This is a genomic window from Acetobacterium sp. (genome assembly GCF_030652775.1).
Lineage (GTDB): Bacteria > Bacillota > Clostridia > Eubacteriales > Eubacteriaceae > Acetobacterium.
Genome location: NZ_JAUSPS010000011.1, coordinates 45992 through 62998, shown reverse-complemented (window position 1 = coordinate 62998; position 17007 = coordinate 45992). Strand labels below are relative to the sequence as shown.

Genomic DNA, 17007 nt, shown 5'->3' with positions numbered 1-17007 from the left:
TTTTACAAATGAATGACTAATCAGTCATTTTGACAGGGTTGTGCCAGCCAAGCAAGGGCGATTAAATAAAACAGACCGATACGAATGAGCGAACTGCTCAGCGGCGATCATAAATAAAATTGATGAAGGAGATACAAAATGAATTATCGGATTAATCCTAAAAATGGTGACAAACTTTCGGCTCTGGGATTTGGCTGTATGCGCTTTGCCAAAGATGAAAACGAGGTTGAAAAACAGATTATCTATGCCATTGAGAATGGCGTTAATTATTTTGATACCGCTTATATTTATCCTAAGAGCGAAGCGATCTTAGGCCGGGTGCTGGCAAAAGGTTATCGTGACCGGGTAAAAATCGCCACCAAGATGCCCCCGTATCTGGTGAAGAAATATGAAGACCTTGACAAGATTTTTAATGCTGAACTGGAGCGGCTGCAAACCGACCATATTGACTACTATTTTCTGCATATGCTGACAGATGTTAATATCTGGACACGGCTGGTCAATTTAGGGATTCTGAAATGGATCGAGGAAAAGAAACAGGCCGGTCAGATTATCAATATCGGCTTCTCTTACCACGGCGGCCGGGACGAATTTAAAAAGCTGGTGGATGTCTATGATTGGGAATTCTGCATGATCCAATACAATTTCCTGGATGAAAACAAACAGGCCGGCAAAGAGGGGCTGGAATATGCCGCCGCCAAAGGGCTGCCGGTAATGGTCATGGAACCTTTAAGAGGTGGAAAGCTGGTCACCAATCTGCCCAAGGAAGTTTATCAGGTCTGGGATCAGGCTGCTGTCAAGCGTTCACCAGCGGAGTGGGCTTTCCGATGGATCTGGAATCATCCGGAAGTCACCGTCGTTTTGTCGGGTATGAATTCTCAGGCGATGGTTGAAGAGAACATTAGAGTGGCTGCCCAAGCGGAAGCCAATGCCTTTACTGACGCTGACTTTAAGTTGTTTAATCAGGTTACGCAAATATTAAGCGAAAAGATCAAAATCCCCTGTACCGGATGCAATTACTGCCTGCCATGTCCCAAGGGGGTTGATATTCCCACCTGCTTCTCAATTTATAATGATCGCGAAATTGAAGGCAAAACGGCGGCCTTCAGCAAGTATATCATGCAAACCAGTGTCAAGAGCCAAACCAGTAATGCCTCACTTTGTTCAAAATGCGGTAAATGCGAAAATCATTGCCCTCAGAATATCAAGATCAGAGACGAACTAGTGACAGTTGCCAAAACCATGGAAGGCTTTTATTATAAGCCCACCCGGTTTTTGATTAAGCGCTTTATGAGATTATAGAACGATTATCTGTAAGCAGGTAATTGAAGTACTTTCGATTCACTAAATAATTACGTTAATAAAAAATGCGATGGAAGTTAAATCACTTAACTTTCATCGCATTTAAATTTATATTGGTATTTTTTATATTTAGTTCAAATCGTGATTTAGTTGATACAACGATGATTTATCAGAAAATTGAAGCGGTTAAAATCGCTTCAATTAGACATTCTAGTCGATAAATCCGGCATTAAGATGGCACTGGTAAATCAACTCGTGGCCGGCGGTGGTGGGATGAGGATCCAGATTGCCGATGTACCAGTTGAAATTAACCAACGGTTCACTGCCCTGGTAGGTGGCAAAGGCGGTGTAGACATCAGCTACCTTATAACCGGCACCGGGGGTCTTAATGACGGTATTAATGGTCTGGATAGCCGGATCAAATACCGCAAATAGAGGATCCTGGGAGCTGATGGGATCGTACAGGGTCGTCACGACAATATCCGCCTGGGGTGACAGGGTTTTGATGGTGGCGACAATCTGCGGCCAATCGGTACCAAACTGGGTGACACTGGCAGTGACATTGGTCTGAATTGTTGGCAGAGCGGCCGTAATGATATCTTGGGCACCGGGTTGAGTTAATGCGGCGGCCAGATCAGCTGCGAAAGTCGGTGATGCTGGATCGAGCTGAAAGGCAACCGCCAGACTTGCAATGACTGGTGCGAGGATATTGTTGCCGCCGACACTGACGGTAATCACCTTGGCTTTGCTGAGGGCAGCAATGGTTGCGGGATCGTTCTGAAGTTGATTTAACAGCTGACTGGAGGCGTAACCCGGGACACCCAGATTAACCAGGGTCAGGTCTTCATTTCCGCTAATCCCTTTTAAGTCGTTATAGAAAAGATTGACATAACCGGAGCCGGGGGTGGCACTCATCCCATAGGCGATGGAGTCACCAAGCGCAGTATAGGTTTCAGTTTTGACGATTTTTATCTCGATCGATTCCAGACGCAGGCTTTCACCGGTTGTTCCTAACTCGGCGCCGTTCTTAACCCAACCCCAGGTGTTATCGACATCCGGAATATTGCCTTTGTTTTGGACGTGGCCACGGTAATAGACCTCGTAGCCGTCAAGACCGGTCAGATTGATTTTGATGGCCTCAATCCGCAGACCAGCTCCGGTAGTTCCGGCAAAATCACCGTTTTGCACTGTACCCATCCAGCCTTTATTCTGGACATGAACCTCATAGCTGATCCCGGCACCGCTGGGGACAGCGCCGGTGAGTTCAATCCGGAGACCTTCCAGGCGGAGCCCCTCGCTGCGGGAGCCCAGTTCATTAGGCCCGGTAACGAAGTTGCCTACTGGCAACGGAACATCGCCTTTATTCTGGACATGGCCCCGATACTGAACGCCAATGTCGCCGGTGGCTTGTGTATCAATGGTGGGATCGTTGCTTGCTTCATTACTGTTTGAATCAACTGCAGCAAAAACGCTGGTTGAAAAAATCATTGATAGCAGTAGCAGGAGAATCAGAAGACGGCCGGTGATGGATCTGAAAATACTTGTTTTCATTTTGTTTCCTTTCTCTGGATCGATTTGGGGGTTATAGAAAATACGCATCTGCCATCCGCCCCAAAGAGCGAAAGGCAAGGCTCATCCTCAAAAAATATTTGAGTCAGGCACTTATACTGATAGTTTATACCTGTAAAAGACATTTGTAAACAGCGTGATCGAGGATTATTTTAACAACAGTGATGTCTTTGCGACGATAGGACGACTGAAAAGCAATCGTTTTGAGTGTTGATGATTGGTTAATGGCAGACGGCAAACAGTTTCTATATTTTGCAAAATAATCTGGCACACAGGTTGCCACATCTTGCCATCTGTGGTTATAAAAGTTACAATGTATTCGTACATAAAAAACAAAGATACAGTTTATTCAATTGGTTAAAAAAGCGCAGAGAAAACGTCTGCAAGTCTCATATTGGGGCGCATGGATTAAATTCAGTAGCTTTTAGAGAAAATATGAAGGAATAATAGGATGGGTCGGCAGGGGCGATGAAAAAAGAAAAGGTTGCAAAAATTGAAGAAAAAATCAGAAGTGTATTTGACCAGCAATACCAGATTATAAAAATGTTGGGCAATGGGGGAATGGGCTGTGTTTTTCATGTCCAAAGCAATGGCGTGGAAACGGCTGATTTTGCCTTGAAAGTACTGGATAAGGAAGCCTATAACGACAATAAATTAGATTTCATGCGCGAGGCCGATGTGATGAAGGGTCTGGATTACCCCGGGATTCCCAAAATCATAGCAGTCACAGAGGATGAAGACTATGTTTATATGGTTCAGGAATATATCCGGGGGGAGCCTCTCAGTCTGGTGATCCGAAAGTGCGGTAAAATCAGAGAAGAATATCTGCGAATCTGGATGGAGAGCATGGCGGCAACCCTTGACTATTTACATAAGCAGGGGTTAATTCATCGGGATGTCAAGCCGGATAATATGATGCTGACCCACGACTGTGAAATAAAAATTATCGATTTTGGTCTAGCTCGCAAAAAAGAACAAGTTGACCAGGCCGATAAAAAGGTTTTTGGAACCTTGTCCTTCACCGCACCGGAGCGTTTTACAAAAAAGGTGGGGACAGCACAAACCGATATTTATGGATTTGGTGCCACCATGTATTATGTTGCGACGGGCAAAAAACCGGAAAACATGAAAACCACTCCGCTGGAAAGTTTTGCAACGATGGAGAAAAAACTGAGCGAAACAGTCCCGGAGGAAATCACGCAGGTGCTGACGAAAGCCATTGCCGTCAAACCCCATCAGCGATACAGCAATTTTGATGAGATTCTCTGGGATCTGTCCCATGAAAATCAGCTTAAGGATGCGGAATTAGCAGTGCGTCAGGATCAATTCATCAAGGTGTTTTTAATACTGACAACCCTTTTTTTAGTCGGGTTAATATCAGTTTATTAATAGAGAAGAGAAGGTTATGGAGGAAGCTATGAATGAAAAAAAAAGAGACAAGATAAAAAGTGATTTGGTGCTGATGTATGATGACAAGATTTATGAATTGAACGTCAGCCCCTATATTCTGGGGCGGGATCCTAATTCCAGCGATTTTTATATCAACAATAAAACCGTCAGCCGAAATCATGGGCAGTTAAGTCAAACCGATGGCAGTTGGTATCTGGAGGATCTAAATTCCAGTTCCGGCACTGTTCTCAATGGCGTGAAAATTGAGCCATCAAGAAAGTATCAGATCGTCGCCGGTGATTGTCTGGAATTGTCCGATGTGATTTTGGATGTTTTGTCTGTCAATACTCAGCTCCAGGAGAAACCCGGGAATGAAGCGTTTCCGGACAGTCAGGAAAAAGTAGAAATTAAAACGGAAAAGCAGATGAAGCGAATTCAGGGAAATCGCAGTTTTAAAAATCACAGCGAGTCGGCGGGAAGCGGTTCTGGCCGGGTTCTGAAAAAAGATGATGGACTCCGGGAGATGAATCATTTCAAGTCGACCCTGCGGCAGTTTTTAAGTGAGAATAATCTTGATCAGAAGGCTCTCGGCCGGTTGAAAAAAATCATCGAGCTGGCTCAGCGATTACCTGCCGAAGAAGCGATTTTTAATAACATGGTTCAGGAAATCATGACTGAGGGTGTGAAAAAACCGCAAACGTCAGGATCAACCCCGGAATCAGTTGCCGAAGCAAAAGTGCTGCGGGTTAAAGATAAGACTCAAAAAAGTCAGGAATCATCAGCGCCTGGCGGGGTTCAGAATGGCAACGGAAAATTACCGGTGTTTCATCCGGTTAAGGTCGAAGGTGACTGGCGTGAAATACCGGTGTCGAAAATCCCCTTTACCATCGGCAGAGGCCCGGATAATGTTGATTTTGTTTTGCGGGCAACCGGTATCAGTCGCTCCCATTGTCTGGTTAGCTGTCATAATGGTTCCTACCATATTTCTGACCTTGGTTCCACCAATGGCATCTTATTAAATAAAAAACAGTTGAAACCGAATGATAATTATGTCATAAAAAATGGCGATAGCGTCAGTTTTGGCGTCAATCAATTTTATGTAGAAATTCCATAAAGGTCGAAAAGGTTCAAATCAACATGGGCGAATGCTGATGTTGAATGCATTTATTTGCGCATCTAAATAAAAGAAAAGCTTTTGAAAGGGGTACTTATGAATTCAAAATCACGAAGAAAAAAAAGAGAAATCAATGGAAAAACTGAGGTACCAATTGCGGGAAATAACGACGCTGTGGTGCCCGATGAAAACAAAATAGCGGCAGAAACTGTGAACGAGCAACTGGAGGACGAAAAAACCGAAGCTCTGGTCGAGGCCGCAGACAATGATCTCAATGAGGATCTGAAGATTGCGACAGCAGCAGAGCAAACGGAGGCACAAGTAGCTAATGAAACCGAAGCTGTGGCTGCTCCCGTCAATGAAGAACTGGATGAACAGACGGCGGCGCTGGTTGCGGCAGAGGAGATAACGGCAGCAGCAGAGGTCATTGACGACGAAGAAAAAACCGAAGCTTTAATGATGGAAGAAACCGAGGCATTGATCAACGAAGAGACCGAAGCCCTGATGCTGGAAGAAACCGAAGCCTTAATGGACGAAAAAACTGAAGCACTGGTGGAAGTGATGACCGAACCATATGTCATCGAAAATACCGAGTCCCTGATTTTCAAACAACATAAACCATTCAAACATAAAAAACCGGTGATTATTGCCAGCTCCATTATTCTGGGATTTCTACTGATTGGCGGCGGGGTGGCTGGTTATTTAAACTACCAGCGTAGCACCGAAATCAGTACCGACTTGAAAAATGGGGAGACCCTGCTGACCGAAGCCAAATTCGATGAAGCGATGAAAGCTTTTGAAGCAGTGGGCACCCTTGATTCGGATAATGCTGATGCGATTTTTGGTCGGGCTAAGGCTTATGCCGGTCTGGGAGACTTTGGTAATGCCCGAACCTATTTTGAAGATACCTTAAAACGGATCACTAATCTGGAAAAAATGAAGCAGGTATACAACGCCTATATTGATTCGGAGGTAAATGCCAAGATTGGAGAAGAAGCGCTCTTTGCCTTGATGGATCGGGCCGCCAAGGATACTGGAGACGAGGGCTATATTAAGCGAAAAGGTGAGTTTATGGTTAAAGCGCCTTCCTTCAATTTAAATCCCGGTTCTTACCAGGGAACCCAGGCGGTGGATATTATCAAGGGCGATCCGGCTGATAAGATTTACTTTACCACCGATGGTTCTCAGCCAACGACCGCCTCACCAGAATACGCTGCCGTCATTGAATTGGCGCCAGGAGAAAAGACGATTAAAGCCATTGAAGTGGGAGCAAATGGATATCCCAGTAAAACCATTGAGGGGAAATACATTATTTCGGCCAGCAGTGAATCGTTGCTGGAAAATAATATTTCCGGGTCATGGACATCGCGCTCTGGATCGTATTTCTATCAATACTACTTTAGCAATGGTTATGTTACCTATTCCTATAACTATGGTAATGGCAGTTCGTACTCATCCACCGGAAACTATCAGATCTCTGGAGTTAATCCGAATGGAACTATTGGCACCCTTTCTGTTTTCAATGTCAGCGGCTATTCTTTGCCCAGCACCCTCAATATTAATTGCGAGCCCTTGGGAGACAATATGATATCCATCAATACCCGGGGTTATAATTATAGTCCATGATCATCATGAGAAGAGGAGAACCGCATGCATATTCAAAATAAAAAAAGGTTTTATCTAATGATGGGACTGCTGGGAGTGGTTATCATTTTGTTGGGTTTTTCCATCGCTATGATCTGGAGTGCTATTTCATCAAACAATGCGCCCGTGCAAACCACTAGCAATACAGCCAATCCTGCGGCCGCTGATTCGACCCAGGGAAATCGCACCGATACGACCGCCAGTCAGGCCATCGCCGATCCTACAGATACCCTGGTCTTAGTCAATAAAACCACCAGTCTTGATGAAGATTATCTGCCCCCCGATCTGGTCTGGGTCGATTTGCCGGGGGTTCGGGAAACGCAATTGCGAAAAGAGGCGGCAGCGGCGCTGGAAGATATTTTTGCTGCTGCGACCGCAAAAAAACTGTCGCTGTATTGTTGTTCCGGCTATCGATCCTATCAAACTCAGGAGGAGCTTTATGCTGAGAACGTCAAAAACTATGGTCAGAAGGAGGCCGATCTGGTCAGTGCAAAACCCGGCCAGAGCGAGCATCAGACCGGACTGGCCATGGATGTCACCGCCGAATCCGTAAATTTTGATCTGCTGGAAAGCTTCGGCCAAACTTTAGAAGGCGAATTTATTAAGAATAATGCCCATCAGTATGGCTTTATTATTCGTTATCCCGAGGACAAAACGACCATCACCGGATACGCCTATGAACCCTGGCACCTGCGCTATGTTGGTAAGGATGTGGCCGCAGAAATCTATGAAAAGAAGCTAACCTTCGAAGAGTATTTAAAAACCAGCTAAATAATTTACAAGAACACCTTTTCGTGCTGATCCCCGGCAACGAAAAAGCGTCTAAAAACAGACCGCCCGTCGGTGAAGTTACTTCATAGACGGGTGGTTTTGTTTTAAAATAAATGATACAATATTACTATCTTTTTTGAAAAACCGGAGGTACACCTTGCAACCTAGAATAATTCTTGCCAGCCAGTCTCCCCGCCGACAGGAGCTGTTTAAGCTGGTAGTTAGAAGCCATGGCATCAAAGATTTTATCATCCAGGCCGCAGAAATCGACGAAAAACGGATTGAAGCGGAGATTCTGGCAAACCGGGACGGGGATTTTCAGGACGCCGTAAAAATACTGGTTGAAGAGCTGGCCGCACGAAAAGCCCGAGTTGTGCAGAAGATCAACCCCCGGGCTCTGGTGGTGGGGGCAGACACGATTGTGGTGCTTGATGACCAGATCCTCGGCAAACCAGGGGATGAAATGGCGGCCTTCAACATGATTAAACAGCTGGCCGGAAACACCCATCAGGTGTTAACCGGGGTCAGCATCCGCTATCGGGATCAGGAAGAGCGGTTTGTCACCACATCCACCATCAAGTTTTATCAGTGGGATCATCAGATGCAGCGGGAGGTGGCAGATTATGTGGCTTCCGGCAAGGCAATGGACAAAGCTGGAGCCTACGGTATCCAGGAAGAAGCCGGCCTTTGGGTCAAGTGGATTAAGGGTGACTACAATAACATTGTCGGGCTGCCGATTGCCAAGCTTAACAAGCGGCTCGGTAAAATGCTTACGCAGATCGCCAACCAGTGACAGGCCGGCCTTCGAAACAGGTTGCCATTGAGGTGAGGAAGATGGATAAGAAACGATTAATGCTCATATTAACCTGGACATGCACCCTGATCTGGATGGGAATTATCTTTTATCTTTCCAGTCAGCCGGCCACCGAGTCGGCACATCTCAGCACCGGGTTTAGAAAAGAATTATTGTCAATTCTGGCATATTTTATACCGGGCATCGAAAACATGGAGTTCCAGAGTCTGGATTTTTTTATCCGTAAAAATGCTCATTTCACGGCCTATTTTATTTTAGGGGCGCTGACCCTATTGGCACTGATCCACAGTGCGGCCAGAAAACCGGCTAATCTGGCACTGCTGATCTGCATCCTTTATGCCATATCTGACGAATTTCATCAATTATTTATACCGGGACGCTCCGGTCAGTTTCGTGATGTGCTTATCGACGGAACTGGGGCTGTTCTTGGCATTTTACTCGCTTCCATTGTCATAAATCGGATTTCAAAGCGGTTTTAGGATTAACTACGATTAATCCCCACCGAAGGGGGTATATAATAAACAGCTAACACAAGGAGGTAGTAACTTATGAAATTTAGAGAATTTACGGTGAATAGTCACTCAACCAGAGAATTTGTCGATAGCGGTGTGGACGAGCGGGATCTCAATCAAATAAAAACATGTCTGGATGATGTCAACAGTACCGTTGGCAAGGAAAAGGGGTTCTCCCTGCTCCTAATGGAAAACGGCGATACTGTTTATCAGGATCTGGAAGGTTTTGGCGGTTATGGCGGGGTGATGATCAAGGGACCTCACTATATCGGGTTGCGACTGGATAAAGCTGACCATGAAATCGAAGTCTATGGCGCTTTTTATCTGCAGTCGGTGGTAAAAAAAATCTATGATCTGGGTTTGGGCAGTTGCTGGATCAGTCTAGAAGAAATTATCCCCAGTCAGGAAGAAAAACTATTGGCGGGCAAACCCGGTATCATCCAGCATCTGCTGGCCTTTGGAAAGTCTGCTAAAAAAGAAGGCAAAAATGATAAACACACCACCATTATTAATTGTGATACGAAATATGAACAAAATCCTTATGGGATCACCATGATTACCACCAGCGACGAGGCTCGTCTGTCGGTAGTTGATACAATTTTCCTGCAAAACTGGGGAAATGTCGCACCATTCTCGGAAATGAAAAAAAGAGGGGTTCTGGATTTGCTTTATTACGTCAGAAATTCGCCCTCATTCCAGAATGTTCAGCCCTGCCGGTTGATTCTCAAAGATGGTTATGCTGAACTGGTGGTGGTTAATCCGGATCGGGAAGAAAACTACACCGACGCCGGAATTATGTTATTCACTCTGGAGGGTCTGGCCAAAGAGCTGAGTTTCCCGTCCAACTGGCATTTTATTAAGGACGATTCGGGCAGCACTGAGTATCGCCGAGTCGCTCATTTCGACTTGTAAAACTGAATAAAAAATAAGCTGATAAATTATAAAGGGGCTTTTGCCATCGGAACCGATGAGCAAAAGCCCCTTTTTATAGATACTGGAGATGCGTATTGGAACGATTGATGTACATCAATGCCAATTCCAGTTTCATTTCAATGCTATTTTTAAGGTAATCCCATTCATCAGCCCGTTGCTTTTTGGCTAGTGCGATTTCTTTTTTTGAGAGGTCACTTGAATGGAGTGGCGATTTATTTGTCGTGTTGCTTGTTTCTAGAATAATTGAAATATCATTAGTCTCGGGATGGTTTTCATAATAAGTAGCAAATCTTGACTGTACCATTGTTATTTCCTTTCGTAAAACAAATTTTGTTCCAGATCAGCGGTTAATCTCACAAAAGCTTAACCGCTGATCTGATCTCAGTATAAACTATATATGTTAAGGACTATTGAACAAAATGTTAAGGTTTTGTGAAGATTGCAAGAATATCATGGAAATTAAACCAGGCTTGGAACGATCGTGATTTTCGCAAGCGGCCTTTCCTTGTCAGGGGCGGTTTTTTATCTTATAATAAAGGATATGACAAAAGTCAGGGTTCCCTGGGGAACCGTCTAATCGGAGACAAGGATTCACAGGAGGTTCACCGTGACGCTTAAAAAAAACCTGAGCCAGTATTTTGGCTATGATACATTTAAAGAAGGACAAGAAAAAATCATTACGGCTGCGGTCAATGGTCAGGATGTGCTGGGGATCATGCCCACCGGCGGGGGGAAATCCCTTTGCTATCAGTTGCCAGCCCTGCAACTTACTGGCATGACCCTGGTGATCTCACCGCTGATTTCACTGATGAAGGATCAGGTCGATGCGTTGGGCGAAATGGGAATCGCCTCGACCTTTTTAAACAGCAGTCTCGATGATGCCAGCTATCAAAAACGGCTGGAAAAGATTCGGGCGAATCACTATAAGCTGCTCTATATCGCCCCGGAACGGCTCTGCGCCCCGGCCTTTGTGGAGCTGGTGCGGACGCTGGACATTTCCATGGTAGCGGTGGATGAAGCCCACTGTATCAGCCAGTGGGGCCATGATTTCCGCCCCCATTACCGGGAGATCCCCGCTTTTATCAGCAATATCTCGCCTCGGCCGGTGGTGGCGGCCTATACTGCCACCGCCACGGTTAAGGTTATTCAGGAAATCAGGGAATTGCTGGCACTGCAAGATCCGGTTGAATCGATCATCGGCTTTGACCGCCCGAATCTGCTTTATCAGGTGGTTAAAACCGGCGATAAGCTCGGTTATGTCAAAAATACCATCACCCAGACCTTCCCGGATCAGTCCGGGATTATTTACTGCGCCACCCGAAAAACCGTGGAGAGCGTTACCGCCAAGCTCAAAGGGCTGGGTTTTTTGGCTGGCGCCTATCATGGCGGGATGAGTTCCGAATCCCGGGAGCAGAATCAGCAGGATTTCATTAATGACCGTCTTCACATTATGGTTGCCACCAATGCCTTTGGGATGGGGATCAATAAGCCAGATGTGCGTTTTATCATCCATTACAATATGCCTCAGAACATGGAGGCCTATTATCAGGAAGCCGGCCGTGGTGGCCGGGATGGCGAACCCAGCCATTGTACTATTCTTTATTCGCCCGCTGATATTGTCAAACAGAAACAGCTGATCCAGCTCAATCAGACCTCGCCAGAGCGGGAGACTCTGTTGTTTGAGAACCTTCAGTATCTGGTCGATTATTGCCACACCAATGACTGTCTCAGAAAAAGTATCCTCCACTATTTTGGCGAAGCTGCTGATTATGAACGCTGCGGCAATTGCGGCAATTGTCTCGATCAGTCGGAAATGGTCGATATCACCCTGGATGCCCAGAAGATCCTTTCCTGCATTTATCGGATGAAAAACCGCTTTGGTCTGAATATGGTGATTGCGGTGCTGCGGGGCTCAAAAAATAAAAAGGTGCTGGAACTGGGCTTTGATCAGTTGTCAACCTATGGAATTCTCCAGGAGCAGAGTGCCGAAAGCCTCCGGGAAATCATCATGACCCTGGTGGCCAAGGGCTATATCATCGTTACTGCCGACGAGTACCCGGTTCTCAAGCTGACCCCGGCGGCCAGCGGGATCTTAAAAGGTAATGAAACGGTCTTTCATAAAAAACACTTACTAAATATCAAGGCCGCCAAAACAAAATCTTCAGGTAAAGCCAAACCACCGCTGGATTGCGATGAGGCCTTATTTGAAGAACTGCGCACCCTGAGACGCAGTATTGCCCAGGACAAGGGTCTGCCGCCCTATGTTATTTTTCCCGATGCCACCTTAAAAGAAATGGCGGCCTATTTCCCCCGGACAGAAGCCGAATTTCTAAACATTAATGGCGTCGGTCAGGCGCGCTATGATCATTATGGGGCGGTCTTTATTGCAGCGATTAATGGCTTTGCCGAAAATAATCCGATCACCATCAGACCACGGCCGGTCGCTGCGGTGGATGCCCCGGAACCCAGCGCTCCCCGGCAACAAGTGGGCGAAAAAGAAGCGAAAGTGCCCTCCTGGGAGCTCAGCTATGAGCTGTTTGCTGGGGGCATGACCATTGCTGACATCGCCAAACAGCGGGAGCTGACGGAAAACACTGTCCTGAGTCATTTAATCCGCTGCGATCAGGAAGGGAAAGCAATCGACTGGCGTGATTTTGTCGATTCTGAAAAAGAAGTGGCGATCATCAACGCCATCGGAACCGTTGGTCTGGAAGCGCTACGGCCCATCAAGGAAGCCCTGCCGGACAGCTGTTCTTATGCTGATATCAAAATTGTTATTCATAAAAATAGTTTGCAGTAGATTGGAGAAAGTCAGATGACCTCGACAAGCTTAAAAGTAATTGCTCTGATTTTGATGTTGCTGGATCATGTCGGGCAGTTTATCCCGGGTGCCCCGCTGTGGCTGCACTGGGTGGGGCGGATTTCGGCCCCGGTATTTATGTTCTGTATGGCCTGGGGCTTTTATTACACCCATGACCGCAAAAAATATCTACTGCGGATGTATTTCTTTGGTCTGGGGATGGGTTTGATTGATCTGATCAGCAATAATATCATTACTGACCCCTACGCCATGATGTCCAACAATATTTTTGTGACCCTGCTACTGGTGGGGGTGATTGTCTGGCTGATCGAAATCCGAAAAGCGGACAAGCCCAAGGGCAACAAATATATCGCCCTGTTCGCAGTCTATCAGATTCTGACCACGATGCTCTGTATCCTGGCCGGACAAATCGTCTCCCTTATTGGCATAATGAGCTTTGTCGGGGCGATCACCGGCAATCTGATTTTTAACGAGGGCAGTTTCATTTTTGTTTTTCTGGGGATACTGATTTACTTTAATCGCACCGATAAAAAGCGGTTGATCCTCGCCTATGGGCTTTTCTGCCTGGGCTTTTTCGCTCTGGAATGGGCCGTAGATCCCCAGCCTACCGCCCTGCTTTTTAATAATTACCAGTGGATGATGATCGCTTCATTGCCGCTGATGCTGTCCTATAACGGTGCCAAGGGACGGGGGCTCAAATACCTGTTTTATATTTTTTATCCGGTCCACATTGTGATCTTGTTTTTTATCGGCAATCTGTTTTTTTAATACCGGCTGAGAACGGGTGGGAACAAGGAAAGCCGTAAAAATCAAGGAATGTAGTCTGTAGAAAGGGAGTTCGAGCAGATGCTAAAAGCTGTCAAAGCGCATGAAGATGCAACAATCAAACGCCGCCATGAGATTCTACTCTGTGGTCAGGAACAGGGGGTCAGTACGGCCTGTAAAAAATACCGGATTTCCCGAACCCTTTACTACCGCTGGCATAAACGCTTTGAGAAACAGGGTTTGGCCGGTCTGAAGGATCAGGTTCGGCATTTTGTCCCGCCCAATAAATCCGCTCTGGCGGTGGAGCAGGCGGTGCTGGATGCCATTGTTTCCTTTCCGGACTACGGCCCCCAGAGCATTTCCTGGCTGTTGGAGGAACAGGATCTGAGTATCAGCAGCAGCGGGGTCTATAATATTATGCGCCGTCACGATCTCAATCACAAACTGGCCCGCAAAAATTACAGCCGGAAAATAAGCGCTGCGCAGCATCAAGAAACAGGTGCGGAGCTGGAAATTTGTTGGGATCGGGCTCCGCAGCCGGAGCAGCTGACGGTCGGTGAATGTTGGTTGGCCTGGACGGTGGAACGTGGTTATCAGCCGGGGATTGGCAATCTATATCAGTATGCGGTGGTTGATTTAATCAGCGGTGTGGCCTGTGCCCGGCTATATACAAAAAAAAATTCCGACTGTGCCCTGGATCTGCTGTTGGGGGTGGCCATGCCGATGGGCAATGAGTTGCTGATGCAGCCAAGCTGGATTATGACGCCCCATCAAGCGGAGTATACCACCGGCAGAATCCACAGCCGCCATCTTTATACCAGCAATCTCCGGGAAATGAATATCAAGCAGGTGATTTGGGATGAGAAAAATAACCTTTACTCCAAAACGGTTCAGGTATTCAATCAGAAAAGCGGCGAGTATCTGGCGTCACTGCTGGAATCAGCGGGTTCTTTCGAAGCAATCAAGGATCACTTTCAGCAGTTTATTCGCAATTATAATCTGGCCATGCCGCTTGGTTATGGCGAAAACAGTCACAAAACCCCGATGGAAATCGTTGTCGCTATCAAGGGTGCCGGGGTGACCCTGCCATTATGGTCGTATGTCAATCGAAAATATTAGCGGGGTGAAAAAATAGGCGGATCGCTGGCGGCGTTTAGTACCGCTGGTCAGCCCAGAGGGGATGAGCAATGAAAAAGCAAATAGCAGTGGTGGGTGGTGGTTACAGCGGGTTGACGCTGGCCTATTTTCTTGAAAAGGCCGGTCATCAGGTCACCGTGTTTGAAGCGGATGAACGAGCCGGGGGGCATTGCTGCAGCGTCTTTCATAAAAAAGAATTCTGTGAGCTGGGTTCGGTGCTGGGAACCTCAGAAGCCCTGATGAAATTTCTCCGGCAGCTGGGCGTCAAAGCGGAGTACAAGTATTTTCACCGCAATTTTCTGAGCCCGGACGGCCAAAAACAGGCACAAATCGGCCGCCATGAGATTGCCGGTTTTCAGGAGCAGTTACAGCGGCTGCCAGAATATCTGGCTCCGTATCAGGCGGCCTTAAGTGCCCAGGGCTGGGCGAATATTCCTGATCAGCTGACCCAATCCTTTGAATCCTGGTGCAGCGAAAACAATCTGCATACCCTGATGCGAGTTTATGCGCCTCATCTGGTCGCCTTTGGCTTTGGGAAGTCCAGCGAGATTCCGGCCATCTATGCCCTGAAGTATCTGGATATCATGACCCTGTCTTCGATGATTGAGTCCCGGAAGCTGATTGCTTTTTCCAACGGCGCTAACGAGATTATTACAAAATTGTCGGAACGGTTGGATGATCTTCGGTTGAGTACCCCGGTCACCGGCATTATCCCCAACGATAATCACCGCCTGACCATTGAAACCCCGGTCGGCAATGAGGATTTTGATGCGGTGGTAATCACTGTGCCGCTTAACCGTCCGGTGATTCACGCCCCTGATCACGCCCGACTGATGAGCTGCTATCAAAGCAAGGCCTACAATGTGCTGGCTTATGTGGCTCAGGAAAACTACCGGACGACCAGCTATTTCAGCCATAATTTTGACAAAGATGGGCATCTCTTGCTGTTATATAGCAGTAAACCGAATAAGCCCGGATTGCTGCTGACCGCCTATGCCGCCGGAGATCTGCCGATTAAGGAATTAAAAGCCCAGATCGATGCCGATCTGAAACAGGCCGGCTTTAAGGCCGAGCGGCTGTTTGCCTACAAACAATGGCAGACCTTTCCCCATGTTACCGGGGCAGAAATAAAAAATGGTTTTTACGATCAGGTTAACGCTCTCCAGGGTCAGCAGGGGATTTATTTTTCGGGCAGCCTGACCTGTTTTCCGACCCTGGACAAACTGACCCTATACCTCAGTGATTTTGCCAAACGCTATTTTCCGTCTGACCAATAATTATTTATTTTAGCTTGCTGTTTACAGATTTGTGGTGACAGCAGGCTTTTTTTACAAACACATCCCGTTTAGTTGTTAACACCAAGTTAAAACAGCTGACGGGATGTGTTTTTATGCGCTGTTAAATTGTTGTCAAAGTTAATCACAGGGCTTATAATCAATTCAAAGAAGCTACTGAAAACAATTACAAACGACAGAAAGCGAGAAATAAGATGGAAGTTTACAAGGTTCTGGAAATTAAAAAAAGCGTCTATGAAAATAATGACCGCGAGGCTGAGCTGCTCCGTCAGGAATTAAAAAAGGAGCAGACCTTTTTGCTTAATCTGATGTCGTCGCCAGGCTCGGGAAAAACAACAACCCTGCTGCGAACCATTGAAGCCCTGAAAGATGAGATGCGTATTGCCATTCTGGAAGCTGATATTGATTCAGATGTCGATGCCCATACCGTCGCTAAAACGGGAACCAAGGTGATTCAGCTCCATACCGGCGGGATGTGCCATCTGGATGCCGGCATGACTCGTCAGGGTCTGGACGGGATTGGTAGCGAAGATGCCGATCTGGTGGTGCTGGAAAATGTCGGCAATCTGGTTTGCCCGGCCGAGTTTGACACTGGTGCTTCCAAAAATGCGATGATTCTGAGTGTCCCGGAAGGCGATGACAAACCGCTAAAATATCCGTTGATGTTTTCGATCGTCGATGTGCTGCTGATCAATAAGATCGATGTGCTGGAGCATTTCGATTTTGATCTGGATGTTCTCCGGGCGCAGGTTAACAAGATCAACCCCAACCTAATCGTCATTCCGATTTCCGCCAAAACCGGCGAGGGCATCGGGGAATGGGCGGACTGGCTGCGGGGCGCCGTGAAAAACTGGAATCAACCGGAACCGGTGGTCGAGTCACCGGCCTGATAGTAGTGCCGTGAGTTTTGTTCGTTGTTTATAAATTTGCTATCGCTTTAC

The 17007-nt window shown here is 46.7% G+C and carries 15 protein-coding genes; 13 read left to right on the top strand and 2 right to left on the bottom strand.

Features of this window, described 5'->3' with window-relative positions:
• The first annotated feature begins 138 nt into the window (after positions 1–138).
• A complete protein-coding gene (locus Q7J41_RS02075) occupies positions 139–1302 on the top strand; it encodes an aldo/keto reductase (RefSeq protein ID WP_304884751.1) in 1164 nt (387 codons plus the stop codon).
• A 210-nt stretch (positions 1303–1512) separates the two neighbouring features.
• Here Q7J41_RS02075 and Q7J41_RS02070 read toward each other — a convergent pair whose 3' ends face one another.
• A complete protein-coding gene (locus Q7J41_RS02070; RefSeq protein ID WP_304884749.1) occupies positions 1513–2853 on the bottom strand; it encodes a GDSL-type esterase/lipase family protein in 1341 nt (446 codons plus the stop codon).
• Positions 2854–3339: 486 nt separating this feature from the next.
• Here Q7J41_RS02070 and Q7J41_RS02065 point away from each other — a divergent pair, with 486 nt between their 5' ends.
• From Q7J41_RS02065 to Q7J41_RS02035, 7 genes are all read left to right on the top strand, one after another.
• The gene (locus Q7J41_RS02065; RefSeq protein WP_304884747.1) at positions 3340–4260 is read left to right on the top strand and encodes a serine/threonine-protein kinase; all 921 of its coding nucleotides are present in this window, start codon (positions 3340–3342) and stop codon (positions 4258–4260) included.
• A 28-nt stretch (positions 4261–4288) separates the two neighbouring features.
• Complete coding sequence (locus Q7J41_RS02060; protein WP_304884745.1) at positions 4289–5374, top strand: FHA domain-containing protein; 1086 nt, start codon at positions 4289–4291, stop codon at positions 5372–5374.
• Between the two features lie 96 nt (positions 5375–5470).
• On the top strand, positions 5471–7000 hold the full coding sequence (locus tag Q7J41_RS02055) for a chitobiase/beta-hexosaminidase C-terminal domain-containing protein (protein WP_304884743.1): 1530 nt from the start codon (positions 5471–5473) through the stop codon (positions 6998–7000).
• Positions 7001–7024: 24 nt separating this feature from the next.
• Positions 7025–7789 carry a D-alanyl-D-alanine carboxypeptidase family protein gene (locus tag Q7J41_RS02050; protein ID WP_304884741.1) on the top strand — a complete coding sequence of 255 codons (765 nt, stop codon included), beginning with the start codon at positions 7025–7027 and terminating at the stop codon, positions 7787–7789.
• A gap of 157 nt (positions 7790–7946) precedes the next feature.
• Positions 7947–8582, top strand: coding sequence for a nucleoside triphosphate pyrophosphatase (locus Q7J41_RS02045; protein ID WP_304884739.1), 636 nt, complete (start codon positions 7947–7949; stop codon positions 8580–8582).
• A gap of 41 nt (positions 8583–8623) precedes the next feature.
• Entirely contained in the window at positions 8624–9082 is a 459-nt protein-coding gene (locus tag Q7J41_RS02040; protein ID WP_304884737.1) for a VanZ family protein, read from the top strand.
• Between the two features lie 69 nt (positions 9083–9151).
• On the top strand, positions 9152–10027 hold the full coding sequence (locus tag Q7J41_RS02035) for a nitroreductase family protein (protein ID WP_304884735.1): 876 nt from the start codon (positions 9152–9154) through the stop codon (positions 10025–10027).
• A 73-nt stretch (positions 10028–10100) separates the two neighbouring features.
• Here Q7J41_RS02035 and Q7J41_RS02030 read toward each other — a convergent pair whose 3' ends face one another.
• Entirely contained in the window at positions 10101–10352 is a 252-nt protein-coding gene (locus Q7J41_RS02030) for a hypothetical protein (RefSeq protein WP_304884733.1), read from the bottom strand.
• Positions 10353–10655: 303 nt separating this feature from the next.
• On the opposite strand from Q7J41_RS02030, the gene recQ reads away from it, so the two are divergent.
• From recQ to hypB, 5 genes are all read left to right on the top strand, one after another.
• Positions 10656–12848 (top strand): DNA helicase RecQ, encoded by a 2193-nt coding sequence (recQ, locus tag Q7J41_RS02025; protein WP_304884732.1) that lies wholly within the window; start codon positions 10656–10658, stop codon positions 12846–12848.
• A 15-nt stretch (positions 12849–12863) separates the two neighbouring features.
• Complete coding sequence (locus Q7J41_RS02020) at positions 12864–13637, top strand: TraX family protein (protein WP_304884731.1); 774 nt, start codon at positions 12864–12866, stop codon at positions 13635–13637.
• A gap of 78 nt (positions 13638–13715) precedes the next feature.
• A complete protein-coding gene (locus Q7J41_RS02015) occupies positions 13716–14753 on the top strand; it encodes a helix-turn-helix domain-containing protein (RefSeq protein WP_304884729.1) in 1038 nt (345 codons plus the stop codon).
• Between the two features lie 68 nt (positions 14754–14821).
• Complete coding sequence (locus Q7J41_RS02010; RefSeq protein ID WP_304884728.1) at positions 14822–16048, top strand: FAD-dependent oxidoreductase; 1227 nt, start codon at positions 14822–14824, stop codon at positions 16046–16048.
• Positions 16049–16260: 212 nt separating this feature from the next.
• Positions 16261–16956: a hydrogenase nickel incorporation protein HypB gene (gene hypB, locus Q7J41_RS02005; protein ID WP_304884726.1), complete on the top strand. Its 696-nt coding sequence runs from the start codon at positions 16261–16263 to the stop codon at positions 16954–16956.
• Positions 16957–17007: the final 51 nt, after the last annotated feature.